This window comes from Persephonella marina EX-H1 (assembly GCF_000021565.1).
In the GTDB taxonomy this organism is placed as follows: Bacteria; Aquificota; Aquificia; order Aquificales; family Hydrogenothermaceae; genus Persephonella; species Persephonella marina.
Window position 1 is genome coordinate 531,987 of sequence record NC_012440.1, and the last position, 24,974, is coordinate 556,960.

The 24,974-nt window shown below is 37.6% G+C and carries 24 protein-coding genes; 11 read left to right on the forward strand and 13 right to left on the reverse strand.

All coding sequences use genetic code 11. The annotated features are described in order from the left end of the window. Position 1 precedes the first annotated feature (1 nt). The 6 genes from PERMA_RS02885 to PERMA_RS02910 are packed head-to-tail and all read right to left on the reverse strand — an operon-like array spanning position 2 to position 6,631. Positions 2-1,915 carry a TonB-dependent receptor plug domain-containing protein gene (locus PERMA_RS02885; protein ID WP_041530869.1) on the reverse strand — a complete coding sequence of 638 codons (1,914 nt, stop codon included), beginning with the start codon at positions 1,913-1,915 and terminating at the stop codon, positions 2-4. Further along, complete coding sequence (gene kdsB, locus PERMA_RS02890; RefSeq protein ID WP_012676102.1) at positions 1,912-2,667, reverse strand: 3-deoxy-manno-octulosonate cytidylyltransferase; 756 nt, start codon at positions 2,665-2,667, stop codon at positions 1,912-1,914. Before kdsB ends, PERMA_RS02885 begins: the two co-directional genes overlap by 4 nt. A gap of 43 nt (positions 2,668-2,710) precedes the next feature. Next, a complete protein-coding gene (locus PERMA_RS02895) occupies positions 2,711-3,709 on the reverse strand; it encodes a hypothetical protein (RefSeq protein ID WP_012676963.1) in 999 nt (332 codons plus the stop codon). A gap of 41 nt (positions 3,710-3,750) precedes the next feature. Beyond that, positions 3,751-4,551: a thiazole synthase gene (locus tag PERMA_RS02900; protein WP_012676507.1), complete on the reverse strand. Its 801-nt coding sequence runs from the start codon at positions 4,549-4,551 to the stop codon at positions 3,751-3,753. A 27-nt stretch (positions 4,552-4,578) separates the two neighbouring features. Beyond that, positions 4,579-5,985, reverse strand: a complete 1,407-nt coding sequence (locus PERMA_RS02905; RefSeq protein ID WP_012675751.1) for an MBL fold metallo-hydrolase RNA specificity domain-containing protein — start codon at positions 5,983-5,985, stop codon at positions 4,579-4,581. Positions 5,986-5,995: 10 nt separating this feature from the next. Beyond that, positions 5,996-6,631: a sulfite exporter TauE/SafE family protein gene (locus PERMA_RS02910; RefSeq protein WP_041530870.1), complete on the reverse strand. Its 636-nt coding sequence runs from the start codon at positions 6,629-6,631 to the stop codon at positions 5,996-5,998. A gap of 94 nt (positions 6,632-6,725) precedes the next feature. On the opposite strand from PERMA_RS02910, the gene fmt reads away from it, so the two are divergent. The 5 genes from fmt to PERMA_RS02935 all read left to right on the forward strand — a co-directional run bounded on the left by fmt (position 6,726) and on the right by PERMA_RS02935 (position 11,139). Next, positions 6,726-7,661: a methionyl-tRNA formyltransferase gene (gene fmt / locus PERMA_RS02915; protein ID WP_012675963.1), complete on the forward strand. Its 936-nt coding sequence runs from the start codon at positions 6,726-6,728 to the stop codon at positions 7,659-7,661. Between the two features lie 42 nt (positions 7,662-7,703). After that, entirely contained in the window at positions 7,704-8,432 is a 729-nt protein-coding gene (gene rlmB / locus PERMA_RS02920; RefSeq protein ID WP_015898912.1) for a 23S rRNA (guanosine(2251)-2'-O)-methyltransferase RlmB, read from the forward strand. 140 nt (positions 8,433-8,572) lie between these two features. Next, the gene (locus PERMA_RS02925) at positions 8,573-9,067 is read left to right on the forward strand and encodes a Rieske 2Fe-2S domain-containing protein (RefSeq protein ID WP_012676118.1); all 495 of its coding nucleotides are present in this window, start codon (positions 8,573-8,575) and stop codon (positions 9,065-9,067) included. 12 nt (positions 9,068-9,079) lie between these two features. Continuing rightward, positions 9,080-10,282: a cytochrome b gene (locus PERMA_RS02930; protein ID WP_012675311.1), complete on the forward strand. Its 1,203-nt coding sequence runs from the start codon at positions 9,080-9,082 to the stop codon at positions 10,280-10,282. Then, a complete protein-coding gene (locus PERMA_RS02935) occupies positions 10,282-11,139 on the forward strand; it encodes a c-type cytochrome (RefSeq protein WP_012676448.1) in 858 nt (285 codons plus the stop codon). Before PERMA_RS02930 ends, PERMA_RS02935 begins: the two co-directional genes overlap by 1 nt. A 26-nt stretch (positions 11,140-11,165) precedes the next feature. On the opposite strand, the gene proC is transcribed toward PERMA_RS02935, so the two are convergent. From proC to PERMA_RS02955, 4 genes are read right to left on the reverse strand one after another with little or no spacing between them, the layout of a single operon-like run. Beyond that, positions 11,166-11,969, reverse strand: coding sequence for a pyrroline-5-carboxylate reductase (proC, locus tag PERMA_RS02940; RefSeq protein ID WP_012676287.1), 804 nt, complete (start codon positions 11,967-11,969; stop codon positions 11,166-11,168). Beyond that, complete coding sequence (locus PERMA_RS02945; RefSeq protein ID WP_012675449.1) at positions 11,962-12,579, reverse strand: 3'-5' exonuclease; 618 nt, start codon at positions 12,577-12,579, stop codon at positions 11,962-11,964. The genes proC and PERMA_RS02945 overlap by 8 nt, the downstream gene beginning before the upstream one ends. 20 nt (positions 12,580-12,599) lie before the next feature. Beyond that, positions 12,600-13,799, reverse strand: a complete 1,200-nt coding sequence (locus tag PERMA_RS02950) for a cation:proton antiporter (protein ID WP_015899009.1) — start codon at positions 13,797-13,799, stop codon at positions 12,600-12,602. Then, positions 13,792-15,234: an NAD-binding protein gene (locus PERMA_RS02955; RefSeq protein ID WP_012676264.1), complete on the reverse strand. Its 1,443-nt coding sequence runs from the start codon at positions 15,232-15,234 to the stop codon at positions 13,792-13,794. The genes PERMA_RS02950 and PERMA_RS02955 overlap by 8 nt, the downstream gene beginning before the upstream one ends. 64 nt (positions 15,235-15,298) lie before the next feature. Between PERMA_RS02955 and PERMA_RS02960 the strand changes: the two genes are divergently transcribed. Beyond that, entirely contained in the window at positions 15,299-16,543 is a 1,245-nt protein-coding gene (locus tag PERMA_RS02960; protein WP_012676883.1) for a glycosyltransferase, read from the forward strand. A 13-nt stretch (positions 16,544-16,556) separates the two neighbouring features. On the opposite strand, the gene PERMA_RS02965 is transcribed toward PERMA_RS02960, so the two are convergent. Next, a complete protein-coding gene (locus PERMA_RS02965; protein WP_012675885.1) occupies positions 16,557-17,219 on the reverse strand; it encodes an SPOR domain-containing protein in 663 nt (220 codons plus the stop codon). A 1-nt stretch (position 17,220) separates the two neighbouring features. Further along, complete coding sequence (gene argS / locus PERMA_RS02970) at positions 17,221-18,879, reverse strand: arginine--tRNA ligase (RefSeq protein ID WP_012676752.1); 1,659 nt, start codon at positions 18,877-18,879, stop codon at positions 17,221-17,223. Between the two features lie 122 nt (positions 18,880-19,001). Here argS and pyrG point away from each other — a divergent pair, with 122 nt between their 5' ends. From pyrG to PERMA_RS02995, 5 genes are read left to right on the forward strand one after another with little or no spacing between them, the layout of a single operon-like run. After that, on the forward strand, positions 19,002-20,606 hold the full coding sequence (gene pyrG, locus PERMA_RS02975; protein WP_012675619.1) for a CTP synthase: 1,605 nt from the start codon (positions 19,002-19,004) through the stop codon (positions 20,604-20,606). A 55-nt stretch (positions 20,607-20,661) separates the two neighbouring features. Next, a complete protein-coding gene (gene acs / locus PERMA_RS02980) occupies positions 20,662-22,557 on the forward strand; it encodes an acetate--CoA ligase (protein ID WP_015898930.1) in 1,896 nt (631 codons plus the stop codon). 56 nt (positions 22,558-22,613) lie between these two features. Continuing rightward, entirely contained in the window at positions 22,614-23,966 is a 1,353-nt protein-coding gene (gene hslU / locus PERMA_RS02985; protein WP_425480265.1) for an ATP-dependent protease ATPase subunit HslU, read from the forward strand. A gap of 13 nt (positions 23,967-23,979) precedes the next feature. Then, complete coding sequence (locus PERMA_RS02990) at positions 23,980-24,210, forward strand: ATP-dependent protease (RefSeq protein WP_012676676.1); 231 nt, start codon at positions 23,980-23,982, stop codon at positions 24,208-24,210. Between the two features lie 10 nt (positions 24,211-24,220). After that, complete coding sequence (locus tag PERMA_RS02995) at positions 24,221-24,523, forward strand: Lrp/AsnC ligand binding domain-containing protein (protein ID WP_012676798.1); 303 nt, start codon at positions 24,221-24,223, stop codon at positions 24,521-24,523. Between the two features lie 2 nt (positions 24,524-24,525). On the opposite strand, the gene PERMA_RS03000 is transcribed toward PERMA_RS02995, so the two are convergent. Beyond that, on the reverse strand, positions 24,526-24,942 hold the full coding sequence (locus PERMA_RS03000; RefSeq protein WP_012675864.1) for a hypothetical protein: 417 nt from the start codon (positions 24,940-24,942) through the stop codon (positions 24,526-24,528). Positions 24,943-24,974: the final 32 nt, after the last annotated feature.

Here is a 24,974-nt window from a genome sequence, read left to right on the forward strand (position 1 = left end):
ACTAATAGCTAACCTCTAAACTTATAAAATATTTTCTATCAAGACTGTCGTAACTGCCTTCATTTCCTATAACAGGGATCACAGGAATTTTTGCTCCTCTGTTCAGAATATTAATTCCTTTTATTTTAAGAGAAAAATTTTCATTTATTAAGTATGAAATACCTGCATTAAGGTTGTAACTGTCAGGAATATCTACTGAAGAAACCTTAAATCCTTTTTTATAGACAAGTTCACTGTAAAAATTAATCTTATCTTTTTCACCTGTTATCCTGAAGTATCCTGTTTCTTCAGAGAGGAGAGATGGTTCAATGGTTGAGAATGTTTTAGAGTACCCTATGGACAGGTTCAGGTTGTTGTTCTGTCTGTAATTGTACTCTAAAGCAACAAGGGAGTACTCATAATCCTTTCCATTTACAAGGTATCCTTTTTTGTAATCCGGAATAACTGGATCTTCAACCTTCTCATAACCTGCAAATACTGATAGTTTGTTTCCATCCTTTTTATACACTAACTCTATAAGTGCTGACTTTGTTCTTGACTGTTTGAGATCCTCCTTTGAAAGCTCAAAATCTAAAAATGTTGGGGGAAAGTATGATCTTCCTATATAAGTTTTAACCATATACCTATCAGATAGAAATGATATGAATCCTAACTTCGCCATATAATCTGAGATATCTTTCTTATTTTTCCTGAAGTATTTATCAGCTCTCAGACTGAATATTACAAGATTTTTATCAGTTATATTGTACTGATCCTCAAGTATTAATGATGTTAACGTTTCCCTGTCAAAATCTATAAATCTGATATTCTCTTTATAAACTGTTAATGTTTTATAACTTCTGTCGTCAACGTTGTAATGTTTATCCTTAACTGTAAATCCTGTTAAGAGTAGGTTGTCTTTGGTTTTGAACTCCTTCGTTACGTTTAGAGTGTACTTGTAGAGTTTTACATTTTCATCATACTCCACAGGTATCGTTGTAGGATCTTTTATATCTATTACTCTTGGTATGAGGATCCCTTCCCTGTTTTTTTCATAGTACTTTCTGTGTTGACCATCAAGTGTGAGATTTACCTTTAAAGATCTGTCATTTAAGAAGTAATGTGTCAGTGAGATGTAATACTCAAGTGATTTTGTTTTCCCTTCCTCAGGTGCAGCATCAAGGGAAAGACCCTGAAATATATTCCTTGTAATTCTTGCAAAACTAAACTCTATAAATGTTTTATAGTAGTTAAAACCGAAATATGCAAAATTTTTCCACAGATTTCTGTAAATAGGCTGGCCGTTTATAAACTGGTTCTCATAGTTCAGATATCCTTTGTTTACCATAACGAGGTAGGATATCTGAGATTTTATCTCCCTCGCATCGATAAATGTATTGTCATAATCCATCTTGTTTGATACGGTTCCCCTGAATGTTGTTGCGTTCTCCCTTTCCGGTTTTTTTGTGTAAAGTTTGATAATAACCGATGCAGGTTCATCCCCTAACCTTATTGCTCCAGATGCATAATAAACCTCAACATGGTCTATATGATCCAATGGATAGTTATCGTAAGTGAGAAAAGGGCTGCCGGTATGAACAGAGCTAACCTCATGGTCGTTTATGTAAAGCCTTACGAATGTACTCACACCTGTTGATGTTCCCTGAAAGGAGAAGTTCTCAACGCCAAATCTGTTTGGAACTACCCATCCAACCTTTAGATACTGAAGGAGATCGGCGAGTGTGAATGCCTGCATTCTCTCTATATCTTCCCTGGTAAATACAAGAACGTGTCCTAAGCTTTCTATTCTTGTTTTCTGAGCATAATCCGAGGCCTGTTTATACTCTTTTAGGAGCTCAGTTAATGTCTGCTGTGAAAAAGCCCCCTCCACCATTAATATAATGCTGAGCAGAAACGTTGTAATACTTTTTTTCATCCCTTATTTTCCTGTTCTTCCACTATTTTGCAAAAATACTTAAAATCCTCCTCTGTATCTATTCCAACTGTATCTTTTTTTGCCGTTATTACTTTTATCCTGTAGCCGTTGTACAGTAGTCGGAGCTGTTCTAATTTTTCTATCTGCTCGATAGGGGATTCTTCCATACTGTAGGCAAATTCCATCAGAACATCCCATTTATACCCATATATCCCTATATGTTTTAATATAATGTTTTTATATGTTCTGGCCATCTGACTGAAATCCGCATCTCTGCAGTATGGAATGGGGCTTCTTGAGAAGTAAAGGGCGTAATTATCTTTGTCTGTAACAACCTTAACTATATTAGGGTTCAGGTAATCACCTTCATCTTTTAAGGGAAATGATAAGGTTGAAACATCCGATCTGTCTAAAGATCTTATAAGTCTGTCTATATCATCAGGATCAATTAATGGTTCATCACCCTGAACATTCACAACTCTTTCTGTTTTTAAGTTCCGGGCAACAAAAGCTACACGGTCAGTTCCGCTTTTAAGGTCTGAAGGGGTTAAAACAACATCTATATCTTTACTCTCCTTAAAAACTTCCATTATCTGTTCGCTGTCTGTTGCTACTATTACCTTCTCGGCGCTTTTCACTCTCAGGCAGTTTTCCGCTGTCCATTTTATTATCGGCTTTCCACCGGCCTTCAGAAGCAGTTTATTCTTAAGTCTTGTTGATCCTAATCTTGCAGGGATTATAATTACTGCCAACTTGACCTCCTGAGTATCTTTTCGTAATAAGGGGGAAAAGATTTTACTTTATGAATATGCCGTTTGAAAAGGCTACAGGTCTGAAACCCAGGAAGATATTAAAAGGTAGTTTAAAACTGTAACTGAACACTATTATGTTGTAGTACCCTGGATTCTCAGGTTTTATATACACATTTCCAGGTGGAAAGTAACCTATCACCTTTCCGTTTTTATAAACAGCTGTTATAAATTTTCCAGGCTTTGTACTTATATATATCTCAGGATTAAGATGTATATCTATAAGATCTCCAACTGTAAAGAATCCTTCATCAGTTCTAACATATATCTCAAGCCCAGGGTCATGGTAAAGAGTTGTTATAACTTTTCCACTATCCATACTCAGATAGAGATCAAGCTTTGCAGAGTATAGCTGATCAATCAGTCTCTCTTCAAGGAAAACATCATTTTTAACAAGCATTATCTGATGTTTAAGATCGGGAAATGTGGTATCAATGGTTCTTATACTGATTTTCCCATGAACGCCGCCTACAAAGCATTTATCCTTTTCTGGATTGAAGTTCTTAAAGAAGATATCCTCAGAGTATAGCTTCCATATGTTGTTGTAAGCTATATCCTTGTTGAATGGATACCAGAGGAGAAATTTTATGTATGTGATAAAGTTTAGAGGTGTGATCTTAAGATTTTCAGGGTTGAGAATCTCTTTACATTCCTCAAGTTTTTTATCAAATATGTAGTATCTTCCATACTTTCCCTCAAATATACTCTCTTTTTTATCTGTCAGAAAAACATAGTTAATTCCTGTATTTTCAAGAGAGTTAAGTATATCCTTCTCTGTGATCAGAGAACTTCCAGATCGGTATGTTTTCAGTCCATAAACGATCTCGTATTTGAAATATGGATTTTTGAATGATCTGTCTGATACAGGTGAGATGGTTATCTTTTTTACAGGAATAAAGTTGTCTATACTGAATAGCGTGACGGTTAAAAATATAAAAATAAATAAAAATCTACCTTTAAATCCTGATCTATTTCTCCCATTCACATCTCACCCTGAAAAAAGGGGCAAAAGCCCCTTATCTATATTTATCTTCCTATCATTCCTTCTATTGGTGAAGAGGCAGAAGCATACATCTTCTTAGGGATTCTTCCTGCGAGATATGCAAGTCTACCAGCTTTTACAGCATACTTCATAGCCACAGCCATCTTTATAGGATCCTTCGCCTGTGCGATGGCTGTGTTCATAAGAACACCGTCAACTCCAAGTTCCATAACTATAGCTGCATCCGATGCTGTTCCTATACCGGCATCAACAATAACAGGAACATTTACAGCTTCCTTTATAAATATTATGTTGTATGGATTTTGAAGCCCAAGACCTGATCCTATAGGTGCAGCGAGGGGCATTACAGCAGCACATCCAATATCCTCAAACTTTTTAGCCATAATCGGATCGTCAGTAATATAAGGAAGAACTGTAAACCCTTCTTTAACGAGTATTTCTGCCGCCTTCAGTGTCTCAACCATATCAGGATATAATGTTTTCTGGTCTCCTATAACCTCAAGTTTTACAAATCCATGACCAAGAGCTTCCCTCGCCAGTTTAGCTGTAAGAACAGCCTCCTCAGCTGTGTAACATCCAGCTGTATTTGGAAGTATCATAACCTTTGATGTATCAATATAATCTAAAAGATTAGGCTTGTCAGGATCTGTTATATTCACTCTTCTCACGGCAACCGTTATTATCTCTGCCCCTGATGCCTCAGTTGCCTTCGCTGTCTCCTCAAAATCTTTGTACTTTCCTGAGCCTACAATAAGTCTTGAGGTAAACTCCCTGTCACCTATAACAAGTTTATCATCTTTAAAAAACTGCTCTTCGTTAAACATTAACAACCTCCTTTATTTATAATTAAACTAATTAATATATATTTTTTCACCAAATTCAACAATATGTGATCTTATCTTAAGCTCCTGATTTATATTCTCTCTGAATATCTCAAGAACCTCAGGTTCACCATGTATCAGAAATATATTTTTTCTGTTTTTAAAGTTTTTCAGCCACTCAATAAGGACAGGTTTATCAGCATGGGATGAAAAGCCGTTTATAGTGTATATTCTTGCCTTAACAGCTATCTCCTCCCCGTATATCTTTACTTTTTCTGCACCATCTATAATTCTTCTTCCAAGTGTTCCCTTTGCCTGATATCCAACGAATATCACACTGCTCTCAGGTCTCCAGAGGTTGTGTTTGAGATGGTGTTTTATCCTTCCGCCTGTACACATCCCGCTTCCTGCAAGGATTATAGCACCGTTATCAATACTGTTTATCATCTTTGATTCCTCAACAGTCTGTGTGAAATGAACATACGGGAATATAAATGGGTTTTCTCCTTTTCTTATCATATCTTTAAGATCGGAGTTGAAGTACTCCGGAAACTGGAGGAATATCTTTGTTGCAGATATGGCAAGGGGACTGTCGAGGAAGATCTTGCATTTAGGGAGTCTGCCCTGGTCATACATCATCCTCAAAACAAAAAGTATCTCCTGAGATCTTTCAAGGGCAAATGTGGGAATAACAATGTTTCCACCATCCTCAAAACTTTCAACTATAGCCTTCTCAAACTCATCAATACTTTCTTCAAGAGATCTGTGTTTTCTGTTTCCATAGGTTGACTCAACGAATATGTACTCACCTCTGTCTGAGAATGTTAAAGGATCTATGATAAGCCTTTCCTTAAGTCCAAGATCTCCTGAAAATATCAGTGTTTTCACCCCTGAGACAGTATCGATATCTATCTGAACGTAAGCTGAACCGAGTATATGTCCTGCATTTTTAAATCTTATTCTTATGCTCTCAGTAAGTTTTAAAGGCTGGTCGTACTCAAGCTGTATCCTGAAATGCTCCATAGCCTCATAAACATCATCTTCATCAAAAAGTGGAGGTTTTACCTTCTCAGGTTCGCCCCTTCTCAACGCCTTCCTGTACTCAACCCTGTACTCCTCTTCCATAACCTTGGCAGCATCAAGTAACATGATCCTTGATATTATCCTTGTTGGTTTTGTTGAGATTATCTTTCCTCTGAAGCCGTTTTTAACAAGAAGAGGTATCCTACCTATATGATCAAGATGGGCATGGGTAACTATCAGGTAGTCTATATCCTTTGGGTCAAAGAGGAAAGGATCGTAGTTTCTTTCCTCATCAATCCCCTGAAAAAGACCACAGTCAACAAGTATCTTTAATTTTCCTGCTGTTATGAGATGACATGAGCCTGTTACCGTTTTGGCCGCACCAAACGACTGGACGGTTATCTTTTCTATCATTTTAAACCTCTTAATGGTGGTGTCCTATACCAAAAGCTCTTAGTATGATCCATATACCAAGTATGATTATAATAAATCCTGCAAAAGATGATACCTTTTTCCTCAATCTTGGTGAGAGTATCTGGAATAACTTGCTGGCAAAAAGCATGGCAGGTATTGTTCCAAGTCCGAAGAATAACATAACCGTTGCACCTTTTAAAGGATCCCTTTCAAAAACAGCCTGCATCAAAAATGCATAAACAAGTGGACAGGGTAGAAAGCCGTTAAACATACCAAGGAAAAAAGGATTTTTCCTGAACTTTGAGAGTATCTCAGCAACAGTTGTAAATATAAGATCAAGACCTATAACACCTTTTTCCTTTATGCTTCCTGCCACCTGAAGGCCAAAAAATATCATCATAACCCCAAGAAAAATTGATAAACCTTTCTGGAAGTACTGGAACTGCATAGAGTGGAAAAACATCCCGAGATAGCCTGCTATAAATCCTAAAAATGAGTAGGTAAACAGTCTTCCTGCGGAGTACAGTATATTCCCAATCAGCCATGATCTGTGTATTATAAGAGGTGGTATAAATCCACACATACCGACACAGTGGTAGGAGCCTAAAAAACCGGCAAGGGATATGAGCAAGTATTTTAAGATCAACCTTCTTTTCCTGATTTTTATTTTAACAGTTAAAATAATTATATTCTAAAAGATGATTTTATGTTAAAAATATATGTAAAAAGCGGAGGGAATATTGAGAGTAGTTTTCTGGGGAACACCTGACTTTGCTGTTGAGAGCTTAAAGGCTTTGATAGAATCAAAGCATCAGGTTGTAGCTGTTGTTACACAGCCTGACAAACCTAAAGGCAGAGGAAAGAAGGTACAACCGCCTCCTGTTAAGGTTTTAGCCGAAAAATACAGTATACCCGTTTTTCAGCCTGAGAAGGTTAAAGGGAATAAAGAGCTTTACCAGAAACTAAAAGAGCTTGAACCTGATATATTTGTTGTTGTTGCGTATGGTAAGATTCTTCCTGAGGAGATAATAAATTTACCAAAGTATAAAACGGTGAATGTTCATGCATCGCTTCTCCCTGAGTATAGAGGAGCTGCACCTATTCACAGGGCTATAATGGAAGGAAAGGAAAAAACAGGTGTCTGTATTATGGAGATAGTGAAGGAGCTGGATGCTGGTGATATCTATCAGTGTGTTGAGATACCTATAACAGATCAGGATGATATTGTGTCTCTGCATGATAAACTTGCGAAGGAAGGGGCTAAGCTTCTACTGGACACTCTTGATAAGATAGAAAAAGGGGAGATAAAAAAGGTTCCACAGGATCATGAAAGGGCAACATACGCAAAACCTATAGAAAAAGAGGAAGGGAGGATAGACTGGAAAAGATCTGCAAGGGAGATCTTTAATCAGGTAAGGGCTTTGAAGGTATGGCCAAAGGCATTTTCAAATTTTAGAGATACACAGATAAAGATACTTGAGTGTGAAATAATTGATGAAAGATCTGAAGGAGAACCTGGAGAGATAGTAAAGATCATGAAAGATGAAGGGTTCGTAGTTCAGACAGGGAAGGGGAAACTTCTCATCAAAAAGGTCCAGTTTCCAAACTCAAAACCTATATCGGCAGCTGATGCTGTGAGAGGATACCGTATAAAAGAGGGTGAAAAATTATTTTGATCTATATCAAGAGATAAAAAGATAAGGAGTGATTAAATATATATGGAAGATAAATTTGTTATATGGGGCAGAAATCCTGTTATAGAGGCTTTAAGATCGGGAAAAGAACTGGAAAAGATTATGGTTGCTCATGATTCTCATCTACCAAAAGAACTGGTGAAGCTTGCTGAGAAGCGGAAGGTAAAGATCCAGAGAGTTCCAAGGAAAAAAATTGAGGAAACAGCTGGAACAAAAAAAACACAGGGAGTAGTAGCCCTTTTAAGTCCTGTTTCTTATTGGGATCCTGACGCCCTCATAGAGCATATAATAGAAAAAAACGGTTTTGGTGTTATTCTGGATCATATAACAGATCCACAGAATGTTGGAAATATCATAAGAACTGCTGAGGTTTTAGGTTCATCAGGTATTATTGTTCCAAGAGAAAGAAGTTCACCTATAAATGAGGTTGTTGTTAAAGCATCAACAGGTGCGGTTTTTTATCTTCCAATAGCAAAAGTTGGAAATATAAGACAGTTTATAGATAAATTTAAGAAAAGAGGTGGATGGGTTATATCCGTTGAGAAGGGAGGTAAACCCATACATAAAGTATCTTTCCCGTTTCCAGCTCTTATTGTTCTTGGATCTGAAGGAAAGGGTGTTTCAAAAACAGTTTTAGAAAACTCTGATATGATTGTTTCTATACCTATGTTCGGAAAGATTACATCTTTGAATGTCTCAGCTGCTGCAGCTATATCTTTGTGGGAGGTTAGTAAACAGAAATTTGAAATTTAGATATTTATAATGGAAAATATAAAGAATATATGTGATATAAAAGTCTAAATTGAATATGAGACGCTTTAAATTTTGATAAAACTGATATAATAATAGGGTTAGAGATCACTTACCGAAGAAAAATATCTGGAGGTTTAGAAATGGCTGAAGAAAAAATGAGCAGGCGTGACTTCCTCCTTTATGCGATGGGAGGTTGGGCTGCTGTCGGAGCTGGGGCTGTTCTATATGCGATGTACAAAACATGGGAGCCCCTTCCTGAAGTTAAGGCACAGGCTACAGTAAAATTTGACCTTTCCACCGTTCAGCCAGGAGAGATAAAGGTTGTATCCTGGAGGGGAAAACCTGTATTTATCCTGAGAAGAACGTCTGATATGGGCGGATGTGACAAAAGAACTGTTGCCGGAGAGTACACTGTAGTATTAGGGATCTGTACGCACCTTGGATGTATTCCTAACTGGATACCTGAAGAAAAGGTATGGCACTGTCCGTGTCACGGTGGTAGATACGATGCCTGCGGTAAAAATATATTTGGACCTCCTCCAAGACCACTTGATATACCACCGTTTAAACTTGAAGGAACAACAATTGTGTTAGGTGAAGAAGGTCCAGAATACAAAAAATTGATCCAAGGTTAGGAGGAGTGAAAGATGGAAAGGAAAGAAGAAGCTAAAAAATCCTGGTTAGACCAGAGGCTTGCTGTAAGTGACCTCTGGAGAGTTATGATGTCTGAATACTATCTTCCTAAAAATATAAACTTCCTATGGAGTTTTGGTGTTCTTACAATGCTCGTTTTCGTTATTCTGATAATAAGCGGTATATTCCTTCTTATGTATTACAAACCTGATTCTCATATGGCGTTTGATAGTGTAAACAAGACAATTATGATGGATGTTGCTTATGGATGGGTTTTCAGACATGTTCATGCTGTTGGTGCAAGTATAATGTTCCTCGTTCTGTTTATTCATATAGCAAGGGGTATTTATTACGGATCATTCAAGCCACCAAGGGAGATAGTATGGATAACAGGTTTCCTCCTCTTCGTTCTTATGGCAGCAACAGCTTTTACAGGTTATCTACTCCCTTGGGGACAGATGTCTTACTGGGCTGCTCAGACAATAACAACCCTTTTTGAAAAGATACCATTTATAGGTCCTGATCTTGTTATATGGATGAGAGGTAACTATATCGTTGAAGATGCTACTCTTACAAGATTCTTCGCACTTCACGTTGTTTTACTCCCACTTCTTATAATCGTTATAACAGCTGTTCATATGTATGCCGTTAGAATTGTTGGTAGTAACAATGAAGATGGAATACCTATGACAAAGGAAGAGAAGAAAGAAAAAGGAATTCCTTTCTGGCCTGTATTTATGGCTAAAGAGTACTTTGTAATGTCAGTATTCTTACTGTTCTTCTTCTACCTTGTGTTCTTTAACTACAAGTTTGCTATGGATCCGATTAACTTTGAGCCTGCAAACTACCTCCAGACACCACTTCATATCTACCCTGAGTGGTACTTCCTTGCTTTCTACGAAGTTTTAAGAGGTTTCTTCTTCAGTCAGAACATGGGTCTGATAGCTTTCGCTATTAGTATGTTTATCATACTCTTCCTTCCATGGCTTGATACATCACCTATCGTTAGTGGAAAACACAGACCTCTGTTTAGAATAATGTTCTGGATTTTTGTCCTTGATTTTATAGCGTTAACTATACTTGGTAAATTACCACCATCAGGACTTTTTGCATGGATGGGACTTATAACAAGTTTAATATACTTTGCATTTTTCCTATCCCTCCCAATTATCTCTAAGATAGAGAGAAAACAGGTTGAATCTGGAGGTAGGCAGTAATGAAAGAATTAAAAATACTGATAGTAATGGTAGTTCTGGTTCTAATAGGATACTGGGGAATAGAACCTCTCGCCCACAGCATAATGCATAAACATATTGAGGAGGCTATTCACAAGTACAACCTTCCTGATTATGAGTATTCAGATCTGGAACCGATGCCCCATTCAATAAAAGGGGATGCAAAGAGAGGAAAAGAAGCTGTACAGATGTTCTGTACATCATGTCACGGCATAAAGGCTGATAACATACCCGCTCCAATGGATCCAAAAACTGCAGCAGAGTCTTACGGTGTTGTTCCTCCTGATCTTTCAAACCTTGGAGCTCTCCTTGATGAGAAATTCCTCTATAACTTCCTTAAGGATCCTGCTAAAGCTACGGAGTTTCCAAAGATAGCCATGCCTGCCATGGGGCTTGATGATCAGCAGATCATGGATATTATCGCCTACATGAAATCTATAGCCAAAAAGGATATGGATGGAAAAGAAGCAACGATTGAAGCCTGTGGAAGATGTCACAGTATCAAATACCAGAAATTCCATACAGAAACACCACCTAACATTCTGAAGTCTTATCTTGGAAAAGTTCCACCTGATTTCTCTGTTATACACAGGGCGAAAGGTGGAGAGTATATTGTTGCATTCGTTAACAGACCTCAGGCTTTACTTCCAGGAACATCAATGCCAAGAATCGGTCTTAACGAAGAGGCAACGGAGAAGATTGAACACTACCTTGGAGAGATAGCTGATCCTAATAAAGAGGCGAGAACAAAGATAGGAATAGGTGTTCTCCTCTACATGCTTGTTATGATCGGGCTGACATACGCATGGAAGAAGAAGATGTGGAAAGGAATTCATTAATATAAGGGGGCTTTTAGCCCCTTTTTTTATTCTGACAGCTCTTTACTTCTCTTTGTTGCACTCTCTACAGCATTTATCACTGTATCCCTTAAAGATCCCTTTTCAAGTTCATGGAGACCGTAAATCGTTGTTCCCCCAGGAGATGTTACCCTGTCCCTCAGAACAGATGGATGTTCACCTGTTTCCTTTATAAGCATAGCTGATCCTAAAACAGTCTGAACTGCAAGATCAAGTGCTTCCCTGTAAGACAGACCGCATTTTACACCGCCCTGTGCAAGGGCATCTATAAATGTGAAAACATATGCCGGTCCACTTCCTGAAAGGCCTGTTACAGCATCCATAAGGGATTCTTCGACAACGATCGCCAGTCCTACAGAGCTGAAAAGATCTTTTATCTCTTTCCTTTTTTCCTGATCTATAACCGGATCAAATGATATACCAACGGCACCTTCACCTATAACTGCAGGTGTGTTGGGCATAACCCTTACAACGGGAATATCCTTCCCCAGGATATTTTTTATCCTTTCTATTTTTACTCCTGCAAGAACTGATACAACTATCTTTCCTTCGTCAAAAAGATCCTTTAAAGGCTCTAATGTATTTTCAATATCCTTTGGTTTTACCGCCAGTATTATTAGCTGGGAGAGATCAACAACCTTTCTGTTACTTTCTGTTCCGGCAACATTGTATCTATTCACTATCTGTTTAACCCTTTCAGGATCTATATCAGACACTATAATATCCGTTGATCTTACACCTCCCTTCTCAATAAAGCCTTTTATTAAAGCCTCACCCATATTTCCACAGCCTATAATACCTATCCTAAACATACCTTCTCCTTTTTTCCCTGTAGTTAACTTTTTTCCCTTCAGACAGTTTTATTATATCCATAACCTTAAAAACATTGTAATCCTCAAGGAAGCGGAGCATCTTTATAAAAATCTCAAGGTTTACCTCAGCATCATACATCGCCCTGTGCTGTCTTGAGAAAGGTATATTGAAATGCTGGGCTATACTTGCAAGGGATTTACTGTCTATGTCTGAGAGTATCTTTCTTGCGAGATGGTCTGTGCATATAAATGGGTTTTTTATCGTCTTATTCAGTATCTCCTTTGCCTTTTTGTTTAAAAATGCAAGATCAAACCTTATATTGTGACCGACTAGTATTGTATTTTCTATAAAGTTTAAAAAATCAGGCAGAACCTTATCAACTGTAGGCTGATCAATAACCATAGCTGTTGTTATCCCTGTAAGCTTTGATATATGTTCAGGTATAAGCTCAATCTCAGGTTTTATAAGACTCCAGAATCTATCCAGGATTATATTTCCCTGATATTTTATTGCTGCGATCTCTATTATATCGTTGCTCTCTGGGTTAAAACCTGTTGTCTCGATATCAATTATGGTGAAAACAGCCTCATCAGTTGTTAGATTATACATTTTTTTTATCCTTTTTAGTTTTATGTTCTATTAATTTTAACCCTTTCCTTTGATTCTTCAATTTTAATTTTCCTAACAATAATTTTAAACAGCCATGGGTATATCAGTCCACTAAGTATAGCACTCAGTATAACAACGGATGCCTGTTTTTTATCCAGCATATTAACCTCAAGACCTATCGTTGCTATAGCAACAAGGAGAGTTAAAGGCATTGAAAGTGAGAAAGGGATCAGAAATATCTCTTTCCATGAGAAGCCTGAGAATACAAATATCATTGCAGCAACAGATCTTATAAAGAATATAACAGCTGTCAGAATTAAAGCACTTATTATTATCTCAGGTTTTATAAGCTGGAATATGTCAAACTGTAGACCGACCTCTATGAAGAATATAGGGATCAGAAATCCGTATCCAAAGGCACTGAACTTCTCCTGTATCTCTTTTCTCTCTTTAAAAACAAGGGCGAAAAGCATACCGCCCATAAATGCACCTATAATCGGCTCCATACTTAAAAGGCTTGCAAGGGCGACAAATATAAACATATTAACAAAGTTTGCCCTTATACCTGTCTCTGTAGGATCACCGGTTTTAAGGAATGTTGATGTCCATTTTGGATTCCACCATATAAAAAGCTGGAATATTCTTATGATAAAGTAAGCTAAGGCGAAGAATATGTATATCTCTATTAGATGTATTAATGCCTTTGTTGAAAGTCCAAACTGGTAGTAAAGTGTGAAGCCTGTGATAAATAAAAGACTTATGATCTCCCCTATACTTCCTATTATTAAAACTGACTGGGCAAAGTTTGTTTTTAGAAGACCTGTATCCTTTAGAACAGGATATAGAAGTCCTATAGCTATTGTCATAAAAACAAGTGCATAGATAAGAGGAAACTCAAATGAAAATGTTATATAGAATGATAGAAAAACTATCATAAATAGGCTGAGTATGTATACAGAAAGATCCTTTTTAGAGGTTGATCTTATCCTGTCAAAGTTTATCTCAAGACCTGCGAGATACATAAGGATTATAAATCCAAGCTCTCCAAGTAGTTTAACTATAGGTGTCTCATGTATGATATCCTTGAAAAATATACCGAGAACAAGACCGTAGAATATCTCACCAACAGCTGAAGGAAGATAAAGCCTTCTGATAATAAAAGGTATAACAAAGGCACCTATAGAGATAACAAGCAGAAGTATAGCTTCATGTTTATCCATACAGCTCCTCTAAAGGAAGAAGAAGAACGGAGTTTTTTATACTCTTTGTTATATGGTACTGGACGTGAGGTTTGAAGATTGAGATCTCCTCATTCTTATCATATGTGGTTATGAACAGATTTTTTCTTTTTGATTCGTCGGACATAAACTTTAATGTCTCTTTAACAGGATTTCCTTCAAGAACCTTGTATTTTATATTTGTTTTGTATATCTGCTCAAAATCAGAAACGATCTCATGTCTCTCCCTCAGTTTTTCTTCCTCTTCGTCACCTCTCAGTTCCTGAGGCATAGTTATATAAAGAACCTCAAATGGAAGTTTCATAAGTCTTGAAAGTTCTATACCTATCTCAAGATTAAATGCAGGATCAGGACAGTTAAGTGATATTGTTATCTCTGAGTAAGGGAAGTTACCCCTTGATATAAGAACAGGTTTCTTAGCAGTTTTAAGTATCTTTTTTAATGTTCTCCCTTTAAAAAATGGCTCTTTAACAAACGGGTAAACTATAACACCTATATTATTTTCGTAGTAAAAAAGATCAATAAAGTTATTTACACTTTCCTTAATCTCAAATTTCTTAACTGTGTTCTTTATATAATCAAAATCCTCCCTGATTCTATAGTTTTTTACAGGAAAGATCAGAAGTTTATGGGCTTTCGTGTTTTTCTTAAGGTATGCAGCTTCCTCAAAGGATATCTTTGTGTTTCCTGAATAGGGAACAGCTATATCCATACCGAACTGTAACGGAAACTGGGGAATCCCTTTAAGAAGAATATTTACAAGATTTTCAAGAACCTTTGGATCACCTATTATTATCACCCTGTCCCCAACTTTTATTCTCTCATCACCTGACGGTAGTATAAGCTCGCTGTCCCTGTATATAGCTGCGATTCTCCATCTTGTAGGTTTTAGATATTTAAGCTTTCTGTCAACGAGATGAGATCTTGCAAGTATCTTTGCCTCTACGATCTCACCTTTACCAAGACCTATATTTGTTGCTATAGAGTAATTCCTCTCTATCTTTGATATAACGATTTTTGTTGTCAGTTCTGCAGGTTTTACAATGTTTATATTGAACTTCTCAAACTCCTCTTCCCTTTCCTCTTCAAAGAGGAGAACAACGATATTTACATTAAGATTAAAAACCTCCCTTCCGATTCTGCAGACCTCAAGAGATACATCTGCATCACTTATCGTTGATATTATGTTTATAACATTCTCAATATCTATCTTCTTCCATGTGAGTATACTGCTCGCATCACCATGTATAAGCTGTAATCTCTCCTCATCCCTGTACTCGTCCTCAAGCTCTTCTATAGTATTTTCATCATAATCTACAGCTATCACGGACCATTTCTTCAGGAGCTCCCTGAGAATTTCCCTTCCAAAGATCCCCACCCCGAACAGAAGAACTTTCTTGTCTATCTGTAACGTCATAAAATCTCCTAAAGTTATATAATAATAGTTGCAAAAATTATACCAGAATAGGTAAGGAGGAAATATGAAACCGAGAGTTGTTTTTATCAAGACACCTGATCCAAGGGGGATTACAGATAGTATTATAGAAGGTCTAAGTAAAACTATAGCAGCAAGAGATTTTGAGGTAAAGGTTATAACACCAACAAAGGATAACATTCAGGATCTTGTCAATGAACTTATGGAGTTCAAGCCTCTTTTCACTTTTGATCTTAACCTTGATGGGCTTATATATGCAGAGCAGGATGGTAAAAAGGTACCTCTCGCAGATATAGTTGGAAATATACATATAACATGGTTTCTTGATGATCCTATGTTACATTACGCGAAGATAAAACCTGTGATATCCTCAAACCAGATACTTTATCTCACTATTGATGTTGAACACAGCCAGTGGCTTGGATCAATGGGGAAGAATGTTGCCTTTTTAGCACCGGGAATATTTCCTACAAACTTTCCACCACCTGTTCAGGAGAAGGAGTTTGATGTAGCGTTTATAGGTCCTGTTACAGACCCGACAATTATTGAGAACGGATGGAAAGAGAGGTTTGATGAACATATTTACGGTTTTGCTGTTGAGCTCGGAAGGATGATATACAGAAACCCTGATATGCCTATAAGGTACGCTTCAGGTTATCTTCTCTCACAGTTCAATCCACAGTTCCAGCAGGCTATAATCAACTTCCAACAGGAGAAGGATCAGGAGTTTATGGCTTTCCTTTCTGAGATAGGTATATACGCTATGAATCTGAGAAGATGGAACATACTTGAGTCTATAGAGGATTTTGATATAAATGTTCTTGGACCTGTAAATGGAGAGGTTAAAGAAAATATTATCGTTTATGAGGATGTTGTTAAAGAGAAGGATGTTATAAGCTTCCTTTCCAAGACAAAGATAACTCTTTTGAGCCAGCCTCCTTTCTTACCTTCGGGACTCGGTTACACAACATTCAACGCTGTTGCCTGCAATACTCTTACAATGATTGAGGAAAAGCTCTCAGCAAAATCCTTTTACCAGGCTGATAAGGAGATAGTGACATACCATCCTATAGACAGTGTGGAGATAGAAGGTAAGATAGCGTACTACCTTGAAGAGAACCCTATGGAAAGGGAGGCTATAGCCAAAGCTGGAAGGGACAGAACATTTAAGGATCACACAATAATAAACAGAGGTGAGTTTCTGGCAAATATAATGAAAGACCTTATTAAGCAGGCCTCAAAACCTGAAGAGAGTGAAGAAAAAGTACCTGATAAGGATCAGATAAATTAGGCTGTAGCGAAAGCTACAGCTTTCTTACAAAACCTTTTATATCCTTTTCTCTCATATATCTGTATGCTTCCTTTCTGCTTTTGAACTTTCCTACCAGAACCTTGTGGAGACCTTTCTCCTCAACAATGAATACATTTTTCAGACCAAGACCTGATATAAACTTTTCTGCCTTTTTTCTTGAACTGAAGGCACCAAGCTGGACGTAGTAAAAACCTTTTTCAGGAGAGAGAGCTGTTTCTTTCTGCTTCTTCTCTGCAACTTTTTTCTCTTTCTTTACCTCGGCCTTCTTTTCTATGTTTACTGTAGTTTTTTTCTGAATATCAGCTTTCTCTGTTTTCTCCTCTTTTTTTACTTTCTCCTCTTTTACCGGTTCAGCCTTTGATTCAGCTCTGTTTTCTTCCTTTTTCTCTACTTTTACCTCTGCCGATTTAGTCTCTGTAATATTTTTGTGTAACGGGATATGCTCGTCTAAATTCTTAGGTGTTCTCTCAGCAACTATATCTATCTCAGGCTCTGATATGGTCTCATTTTTACCTGAATATATATTTATCCCTATAACTGAAAAAATAACTATGATTAAAAGTCCAGAGAGGATTATTATTATCTTTTCAATCTTTTCCTGTTTTGTTTTTGCTTCTTCCAACTTTTTTATCGTATCTTTTAGATCCTGATCCATCTTACATCCTCTCCACCGGCGTTATTCCCATAAGTTTAAACAATGTTCTTAATGCTTCCCTTACAGCTTTTAGTAAATACAGTCTTGCCCTCATCAATTTTTCGTCTTCCTCAACTAAAAACTTAAAGTTGTTGTAGTAGTAATGGAAATCTGAGGCGAGATCGTATGTTATCTGTGTAAGTTTATGAGGTTGCTCCTTTAAGGCAGCTTCCATAATAAGATCAGGTATAAATGATAGATGTTTCATAATGACCCTTTCCTGATCTTCCTTTAAAAGATCAATATCAGCATCAAAATCATTTTCAGGATCAAAACCAAATCTTTCCTTTGCCTCTCTGAAAACACTGCATATTCTTGCATGGGCGTACTGAACATAGTAAACAGGGTTTTCTGAGGATTTTTTAAGGGCAAGATCTATATCAAAATTAAGATGTGTATCAGGATCTTTTGTAAGGAAAAAGTATATTACAGCATCTTTACCTACCTCATCTATAAGCTCTTTAAGTGTTACGAAAGATCCTGATCTTTTTGACATCTTTATCTCTTTACCTTCTTTGAAAAGCTTTACAAGCTGTATGAAAATAACCCTTATCCAGTCCTCCCTTACACCAAATGCCATAACCGCAGATTTTAGTCTCGGGAAGTATCCGTGATGATCAGCACCCCACACATTTATTATGAAGTCGTAACCTCTTTTAAACTTGTCGTAATGGTATGCTATATCACCTGCGAAGTATGTATAACTGCCGTCAGATTTTATGATAACCCTGTCTTTATCGTCCCCAAACAGTGTTGTTTTTACCCAGACGGCTCCCTCTTTTTCATATATAAGACCTTTCTTCCTTAAGAATTCTATAGCCTCATCAACCTTACCTGATGAGTATAAAGATCTCTCGCTGAACCATATATCAAATGTTACGCCAAACTCCTTAAGATCCTCTTTTATCCTTTCAAGGAGCATATCCTTTGCAAACTCTGAGCAGAAATCTATAGCCTGTTTCTCATCAACCATAGAGAGAATCTTTTCCTTTTCATATTTGTACAGATGCTGTGCTATCTCCTTTATATACTCCCCGTGGTATCCATCCTCAGGAAATGGATAATCAGGCTGATCTATCTGTCTGAATCTTGCATAAACTGACTCACCGAGCTTGTATATCTGTCTTCCTGCATCATTTATATAAAACTCCCTCTCAACGGTGTATCCTGCATACTCATATAGATTTGAAACAACATTACCTACGACAGCACCCCTTCCATGTCCAAGATGGAGAGGACCTGTGGGATTCGCGCTGACAAACTCAACATTTATATAACCTTCCTTCTTCTCCGATCTTCCGTAATTTTCCTTCTCCTGAATTATCCTTTTCAGTATATCTGCATAGAACTTTCTTGACAGAAAAATATTTATAAAGCCTGCACCTGCTACCTCAACTTTTGAGAACTCCTCAACATTCTCAAGTATGTTTTTTATTCTCTGGGCAATATTTAAAGGCTTATCTCTCAGTATCTTTGAAAGAAGAAAAGCTGCGTTTATGGATATATCACCGAACCTGTCTTCCTTAGGGATCTCAACCTTTATCTTTTCCTCAACCTCAGATATCTGCGGTATTTCGTCTTTAAGTAATTCAACGATCTTCTTTTTTAGCTCCTCTTTCATCAGTCTTAATACCTCAATTTTTTGTAGATTAAATATTTTATAACAATAGATGCATATTAAAAAAATTAATGGATAATTGAGTTAAAATATAATGCGTTAAAATACGCTGTAGAGGTAGAAAGTTGCAGAAATTCATATTTATTACCGGTGGTGTTCTTTCCTCACTTGGAAAAGGAGTTGCTTCAGCGAGTATAGGAACACTCCTTGAGAAGATGGGATACAGAATAACATTCTTAAAGCTTGATCCCTATCTTAATATTGATCCGGGAACTATGAACCCGTATCAGCACGGAGAGGTTTACGTTACAGAGGATGGAGCTGAGACGGACTTAGATCTTGGGCATTATGAGAGATTTACAAATGTTGTTCTATCAAAACATAACAACACAACATCAGGGAAGCTTTACAACTCTTTACTTGAGAAGGAGAGAAGAGGAGCTTTCCTTGGGGCTACAGTTCAGGTTATACCACATTTTACAAATGAGATAATAAAAAGTATAGAGAGGGCAGCTGCTGGTTCTGATATTGCTCTGATTGAGATAGGCGGAACTGTTGGAGATATTGAGAGTCTTCCTTTCCTTGAAGCTATAAGACAGATGGGTCTTGAGCTTGGAAGAGAAAATGCCCTTTTTATACATCTTACATATGTTCCTTATGTTGCTGCAGCTGGAGAGCTGAAAACAAAACCATCACAGCACTCTGTTAAAGAGCTTAGGGCTATAGGTATACAGCCCGATATTCTCCTCTGTAGAGCTGACAGACCTTTACCTAAGGCTATAAAAAGAAAGCTTGCACTGTTTACAAATGTAAGTGAGGAAGCTGTTATATCTGCCCCTGATGTTGATATCATTTACAGAATTCCGCTTCATATGAAAAAGGAAAAGCTTGATCAGATAGTGGCAAAGCACTTAAATTTAGAGTATAGAGAACCTGATCTTAAGGACTGGCAGAGAATAGTTACAACACTATCAAAGTTAGAGAGGGAAGTTGATATAGCCATAGTTGGAAAGTATGTTGAGCTCAAGGATGCTTACAAGAGTATAATAGAGTCCTTTATACATGCCCAGATACCTAATAGGGTTAGGGTTAACTTCAGATGGGTTAATGCTGATGAGCTAACGGAGGAGAATATAGATCAGTTCCTTGGAGATGTTGACGGTATACTTGTTCCTGGAGGTTTTGGGGAAAGAGGTATAGAGGGAAAGATACTTACAGCAAAATATGCGAGGGAGAACGATATACCTTACTTCGGTATATGTCTTGGTATGCAGGTTGCTGTTATAGAGTTTGCAAGAAATGTGGCAGGGCTCAGAGAGGCAAACTCAACAGAGTTTGAACCTGAAACACCTTATCCTGTTATTGATCTTATGCCTGATCAGAAAGGGATAGAGAGGAAAGGTGGAACAATGAGGCTTGGTGCTTACAAATGTACATTGAAAGAGGGAACAAAGGCATACGAGATTTATGGAGAGAAGGAGATATACGAGAGACACAGGCACAGGTATGAGTTCAATCCTGAGTTCAGACCTATTCTTGAGGAAAAGGGTCTTGTTGTTTCAGGTGAGTATAAGGCAAAAAAACTTGCTGAGATTATAGAACTTCCTGATCACAGATGGTTCATTGCCTGTCAGTTTCATCCAGAGTTTAAGAGTAAGCCTTTTGCACCTCATCCTCTTTTTGTCTCGTTTGTCAGAGCATCTATGGAAAAAAGGAAAGAAAGATCATAAAAATAAAAAGAGGGAGTGTGTAATAGTTTGTTAAATAACTGCGGAGGTTGAAAAGATGTCTAACTATAAGGATGAGGTCCATTTAAAGGTTCAGGAGAAGATATACCCACCTGAGGATATAGTTAAGAGAGCGTGGATAAAGGATTATGACGAGGTCTATAAAAGATCTATTGAGGATAGGGAAGGTTTCTGGGCTGAGGTTGCAGAGGAGTTACACTGGTTCAGAAAATGGGATAAGGTTCTTGAGTGGAACTTCCCGTACGCAAAATGGTTTGTTGGAGGAAAGACCAACATAACTTACAACGCACTTGACAGACATATTAAAAATGGTAAAGGGGACAAGATAGCTTACATATACGTTGATGAGGACGGAAATGAGGAGAAGGTAACATACAGTGAGCTTTTAGAAAAGGTTAATGCCCTTGCAAACGGTCTTAAAAGACTCGGTTTAAAAAAGGGAGATAGGGTTTCCATATATATGCCAAACTCTATAGAGGCTGTTGTATCTATGCTTGCATGTGCAAGGATAGGTGTTATACACAGCGTTGTTTTTGCAGGTTTCAGTGAAGGTGCTCTGCATATGAGGATTGATGATGCAAAAGCATCTGCTGTTATAACAGCAACATACACAAAAAGAAGGGGAAGAAAGATACCCTTACTTCCCACAGTTGAGAAAGCTATAAAGGATCTTGATTATATAAAGAATGTTATTGTATGGGACAGAGATAAAGAAGGTGTTACAGATAAAGATGATAAATATGTAGATCTTAATAGATTGATAGAGGAAAATAAAGGAGAATGTTCACCTGAGGAGATGGACTCTGAAGACCCTCTCTTCATCCTTTACACATCAGGAACTACAGGAAAGCCAAAAGGTGTTTTACACACAACCGGTGGATATATGGTAAACACTTACTACACTGCAAAGATAGTTTTTGATCTGCATGAGGACGATATATACTGGTGTACAGCTGATATAGGATGGATAACAGGACACAGTTATATAGTTTACGCACCTTTAACAAACGGTGTTACATCTGTGATCATGGAAGGTGTTCCCGTTTATCCACATCCCGGTATATGGTGGGAGTATGTTGATAAATACAGGGTTAATATATTTTACACAGCACCTACAGCTATTAGAATGCTTATGAGATTCGGTGATGAGATACCTGCAAAATACGATCTTTCCTCTTTAAGAATTCTTGGATCTGTTGGTGAGCCTATAAATCCTGAGGCATGGCACTGGTATTACGAGCATATAGGAAGGAAGAGATGTGTTATTGTTGATACATGGTGGCAGACAGAGACAGGTTCACATATGATAACGACTATACCTTCCTATCCTATGAAACCGGGAAAAGCTGGAAAACCATTCTTCACGATAGAGGCTGCTGTTGTTGACAAAAATGGAAATGAACTTCCACCAAACACAGTCGGTTACCTTGTTATAAAAAATCCTTGGCCTTCAATGCTCAGAACATGCTGGGGAAATCCTGAGAGATATGAGAAATACTGGAAGGAGATAGATAACGTATACAATGCAGACGACCTTGCATCAATTGATGAAGATGGATACATAATGATCGTTGGAAGGGCTGATGATGTTCTCTCTGTAGCTGGACACAGGATAGGAACGATGGAGGTCGAAAGTGCTATAGTTGAGCATCCTGATGTTGTTGAGGCTGCTGTTATAGGTAAGCCTGATCCTATTAAAGGCCAGAAGATAAAAGCATTTGTAGTTTTAAAGGTAGGTGTTGAACCTTCTGATCAGCTTAAGAAGGAGATCCAGAATACTGTGAGGGAAATACTTGGACCTATAGCTATACCTGAGGAGATAGATTTTGTTGATAAACTTCCAAAAACGAGATCAGGAAAGATTATGAGAAGGGTTTTAAGGGCACAGGAACTAGGTTTAGAGGTTGGCGATCTCTCTACACTGGAAGATTAGTTATATTTTGCAATGATCTTTTATTATCTTATATTTAAAGAAAAGGAATGAGGAGGATGTTGTTGCAGCTTAGAGAAGATCTAACTCCGAAGCAGATTGTTGAGGAGCTTGATAAGTATATAGTAGGTCAGAAAGAGGCTAAGAAGGCTGTTGCTATAGCTTTAAGAAATAGATGGAGAAGGCATAAACTGCCTGAAGATCTGAGGGATGAGGTTATACCAAAAAATATCCTTATGATAGGACCAACAGGTGTTGGTAAAACTGAGATAGCAAGAAGACTTGCGTCACTTGTTGGTGCTCCTTTTATAAAGGTTGAGGCTACAAAATTTACAGAGGTAGGTTATGTAGGAAGGGATGTTGAGTCTATAATAAGGGAGCTTGCGGAAGCCTCATTCAAGATGGTGAAAGCTGAAAAGATGGAGAAGGTTAGGGAGAAGGCTAAAGAGATAGCTGAGGAGAAGATACTTGATTATCTTGTTCCTATGAGAGTTAAAAGATACGGAACACTTGAGACATTTGAGGAGGAAACATCTCCGGCCAGGGAGAAGTTCAGACAGATGTTAAGAAATGGGGAGCTTGATGAGAGAACTGTTGAGATAGATGTTGAGGAGAAAGGAGTTTCGGTTGTAGGTGGTGTTATCGCACCGGGACTTGAGGATATAGAAAACCAGCTTAAAGATCTCTTCTCAAGCCTTGCACCAACAAAAAGGAAGAGAAGAAAGATGACAGTTAGGGAAGCTATGAGAGTTCTTGAACAGCAGGAGGCTGAAAAACTGATAGATATGGATGAGGTTGCATCAGAGGCTGTTTACAGGGCAGAGAACTTTGGCATAGTTTTTATAGATGAGATAGACAAGGTTGCAGGTAAATCAACAGGATCTTCACCTGATGTATCAAGGGAAGGTGTACAGAGGGATCTCCTTCCAATTGTTGAGGGAACAACGGTATCAACAAAGTACGGTCCTGTTAAGACCGATCATATACTTTTTATAGCCGCAGGTGCGTTCCATCTCTCAAAGCCTTCAGATCTTATACCTGAGCTACAGGGAAGATTCCCGATAAGGGTTGAACTACAGCCTTTAACAAAAGATGATTTTGTCAAGATATTAACTCAGCCTAAAAATGCTCTCATAAAACAGTACAAAGCGTTAATGGCTACTGAAGGTGTTGATATAGAGTTTACAGATGATGCTATAGAAGCAATAGCTGAGATAGCTGAGCAGGTTAATGAGAAAACTGAAAATATAGGTGCCAGAAGACTTCACACGATACTTGAAAGAATTATGGAGGACTACTCATTTGAAGCACCTGATCTTAAGGGACAGCATATAATAATTGATGAAAAGGTTATAAGATCAAAACTTGGTGATATTATCCAGAGTGAAGACCTGACTAGATATATTTTATAAAGGAGGGATAGTTATGGCTGGAAAAGAAAGTGCTGAAGAACTAAAAAAAGAGATAGAGTCTCTTAGAAAAGAGATTGAGAATCTGAAGAAGAGAACAGCTGAGGAGTCTGAGGGGAAGATGCTGAGTAAAGAGACTGTCGTTGAGATACTTGATGAGACGGAAAATCTGATTAAAAAAACATTCTCTATTCTGGAGGGAACAATAGTAGGTGCTATCGAAGGAATGAAAAAAAATCTGAAGTAAGGGGTAGAAGATGGAAGAAAAAGTATCAGAAAGTCCTGTGCCTTTTTCTGAACTTTTAAAAGAGATAGATGTAAAGGATAAATCAACAGCTTATGTTTTGATAGAGGCGAATCCGGCGGAGATACCTTTTATTATGGAGGAGCTTTCAAAGATAGAGAATGTAAAATCTGCTGATGTTGTTACAGGGATATACGATATTATCGTCTTTCTGGAAGGAGAAGACCAGAACGAGATAGGAAGAGTGGTAATAAGGGATATAAACTCTATAAGAGGTGTTAAGAAAGCAACTACATGTATGGTTGTTAAGATATAAACTTACTTTTTATACCCGATCCTCTTACAGACCCTGAAGCTTTCTTCCTTCAGTGTGTCTTCCCTTCTCATATATTTAACTTTTACAATTCCACAGTTGTTATTCCACTCTTCAGGAATGGCTATGATTTTAAGGTAGTTATCCTTGCATTTTACACAGTTGTACTGGATCTTCTTGTTCTGGGCGGCAGCCTCTTTTACAGCTATAGAAACTATTTCAGGAAATGTAACTGTGAGGGTTTTACCACTTCCTCCTAAAAGGCCTCCTTTGAATACATTCTCTGTCTTTTCATCATAAAAAACCTCTTCATAAACCTCCATTAAAGGGTTGTACTCTTTAAATTTTGTTTGCTGTTCCTGTTTTGATGCACACCCGCTAAAAATAACAATACCTGCCACTGCTAACGCTGCTTTTTTCATCTTTATTCCCTCTATTAAAAGTTTTTTATTCC

Coding starts and splice junctions, on each gene's coding strand:
- PERMA_RS02885 (WP_041530869.1), bottom strand. CDS start 1,915: ATGAAAAAAAGTATTACAACGTTTCTGCTCAGCATTATATTAATGGTG.
- PERMA_RS02900 (WP_012676507.1), bottom strand. CDS start 4,551: ATGTTTAACGAAGAGCAGTTTTTTAAAGATGATAAACTTGTTATAGGT.
- PERMA_RS02905 (WP_012675751.1), bottom strand. CDS start 5,985: ATGATAGAAAAGATAACCGTCCAGTCGTTTGGTGCGGCCAAAACGGTA.
- rlmB (WP_015898912.1), top strand. CDS start 7,704: ATGGAAGATAAATTTGTTATATGGGGCAGAAATCCTGTTATAGAGGCT.
- PERMA_RS02925 (WP_012676118.1), top strand. CDS start 8,573: ATGGCTGAAGAAAAAATGAGCAGGCGTGACTTCCTCCTTTATGCGATG.
- PERMA_RS02930 (WP_012675311.1), top strand. CDS start 9,080: ATGGAAAGGAAAGAAGAAGCTAAAAAATCCTGGTTAGACCAGAGGCTT.
- PERMA_RS02935 (WP_012676448.1), top strand. CDS start 10,282: ATGAAAGAATTAAAAATACTGATAGTAATGGTAGTTCTGGTTCTAATA.
- proC (WP_012676287.1), bottom strand. CDS start 11,969: ATGTTTAGGATAGGTATTATAGGCTGTGGAAATATGGGTGAGGCTTTA.
- PERMA_RS02945 (WP_012675449.1), bottom strand. CDS start 12,579: ATGTATAATCTAACAACTGATGAGGCTGTTTTCACCATAATTGATATC.
- PERMA_RS02950 (WP_015899009.1), bottom strand. CDS start 13,799: ATGGATAAACATGAAGCTATACTTCTGCTTGTTATCTCTATAGGTGCC.
- PERMA_RS02955 (WP_012676264.1), bottom strand. CDS start 15,234: ATGACGTTACAGATAGACAAGAAAGTTCTTCTGTTCGGGGTGGGGATC.
- PERMA_RS02960 (WP_012676883.1), top strand. CDS start 15,299: ATGAAACCGAGAGTTGTTTTTATCAAGACACCTGATCCAAGGGGGATT.
- PERMA_RS02965 (WP_012675885.1), bottom strand. CDS start 17,219: ATGGATCAGGATCTAAAAGATACGATAAAAAAGTTGGAAGAAGCAAAA.
- argS (WP_012676752.1), bottom strand. CDS start 18,879: ATGAAAGAGGAGCTAAAAAAGAAGATCGTTGAATTACTTAAAGACGAA.
- acs (WP_015898930.1), top strand. CDS start 20,662: ATGTCTAACTATAAGGATGAGGTCCATTTAAAGGTTCAGGAGAAGATA.
- hslU (WP_425480265.1), top strand. CDS start 22,614: ATGTTGTTGCAGCTTAGAGAAGATCTAACTCCGAAGCAGATTGTTGAG.
- PERMA_RS02990 (WP_012676676.1), top strand. CDS start 23,980: ATGGCTGGAAAAGAAAGTGCTGAAGAACTAAAAAAAGAGATAGAGTCT.
- PERMA_RS02995 (WP_012676798.1), top strand. CDS start 24,221: ATGGAAGAAAAAGTATCAGAAAGTCCTGTGCCTTTTTCTGAACTTTTA.
- PERMA_RS03000 (WP_012675864.1), bottom strand. CDS start 24,942: ATGAAAAAAGCAGCGTTAGCAGTGGCAGGTATTGTTATTTTTAGCGGG.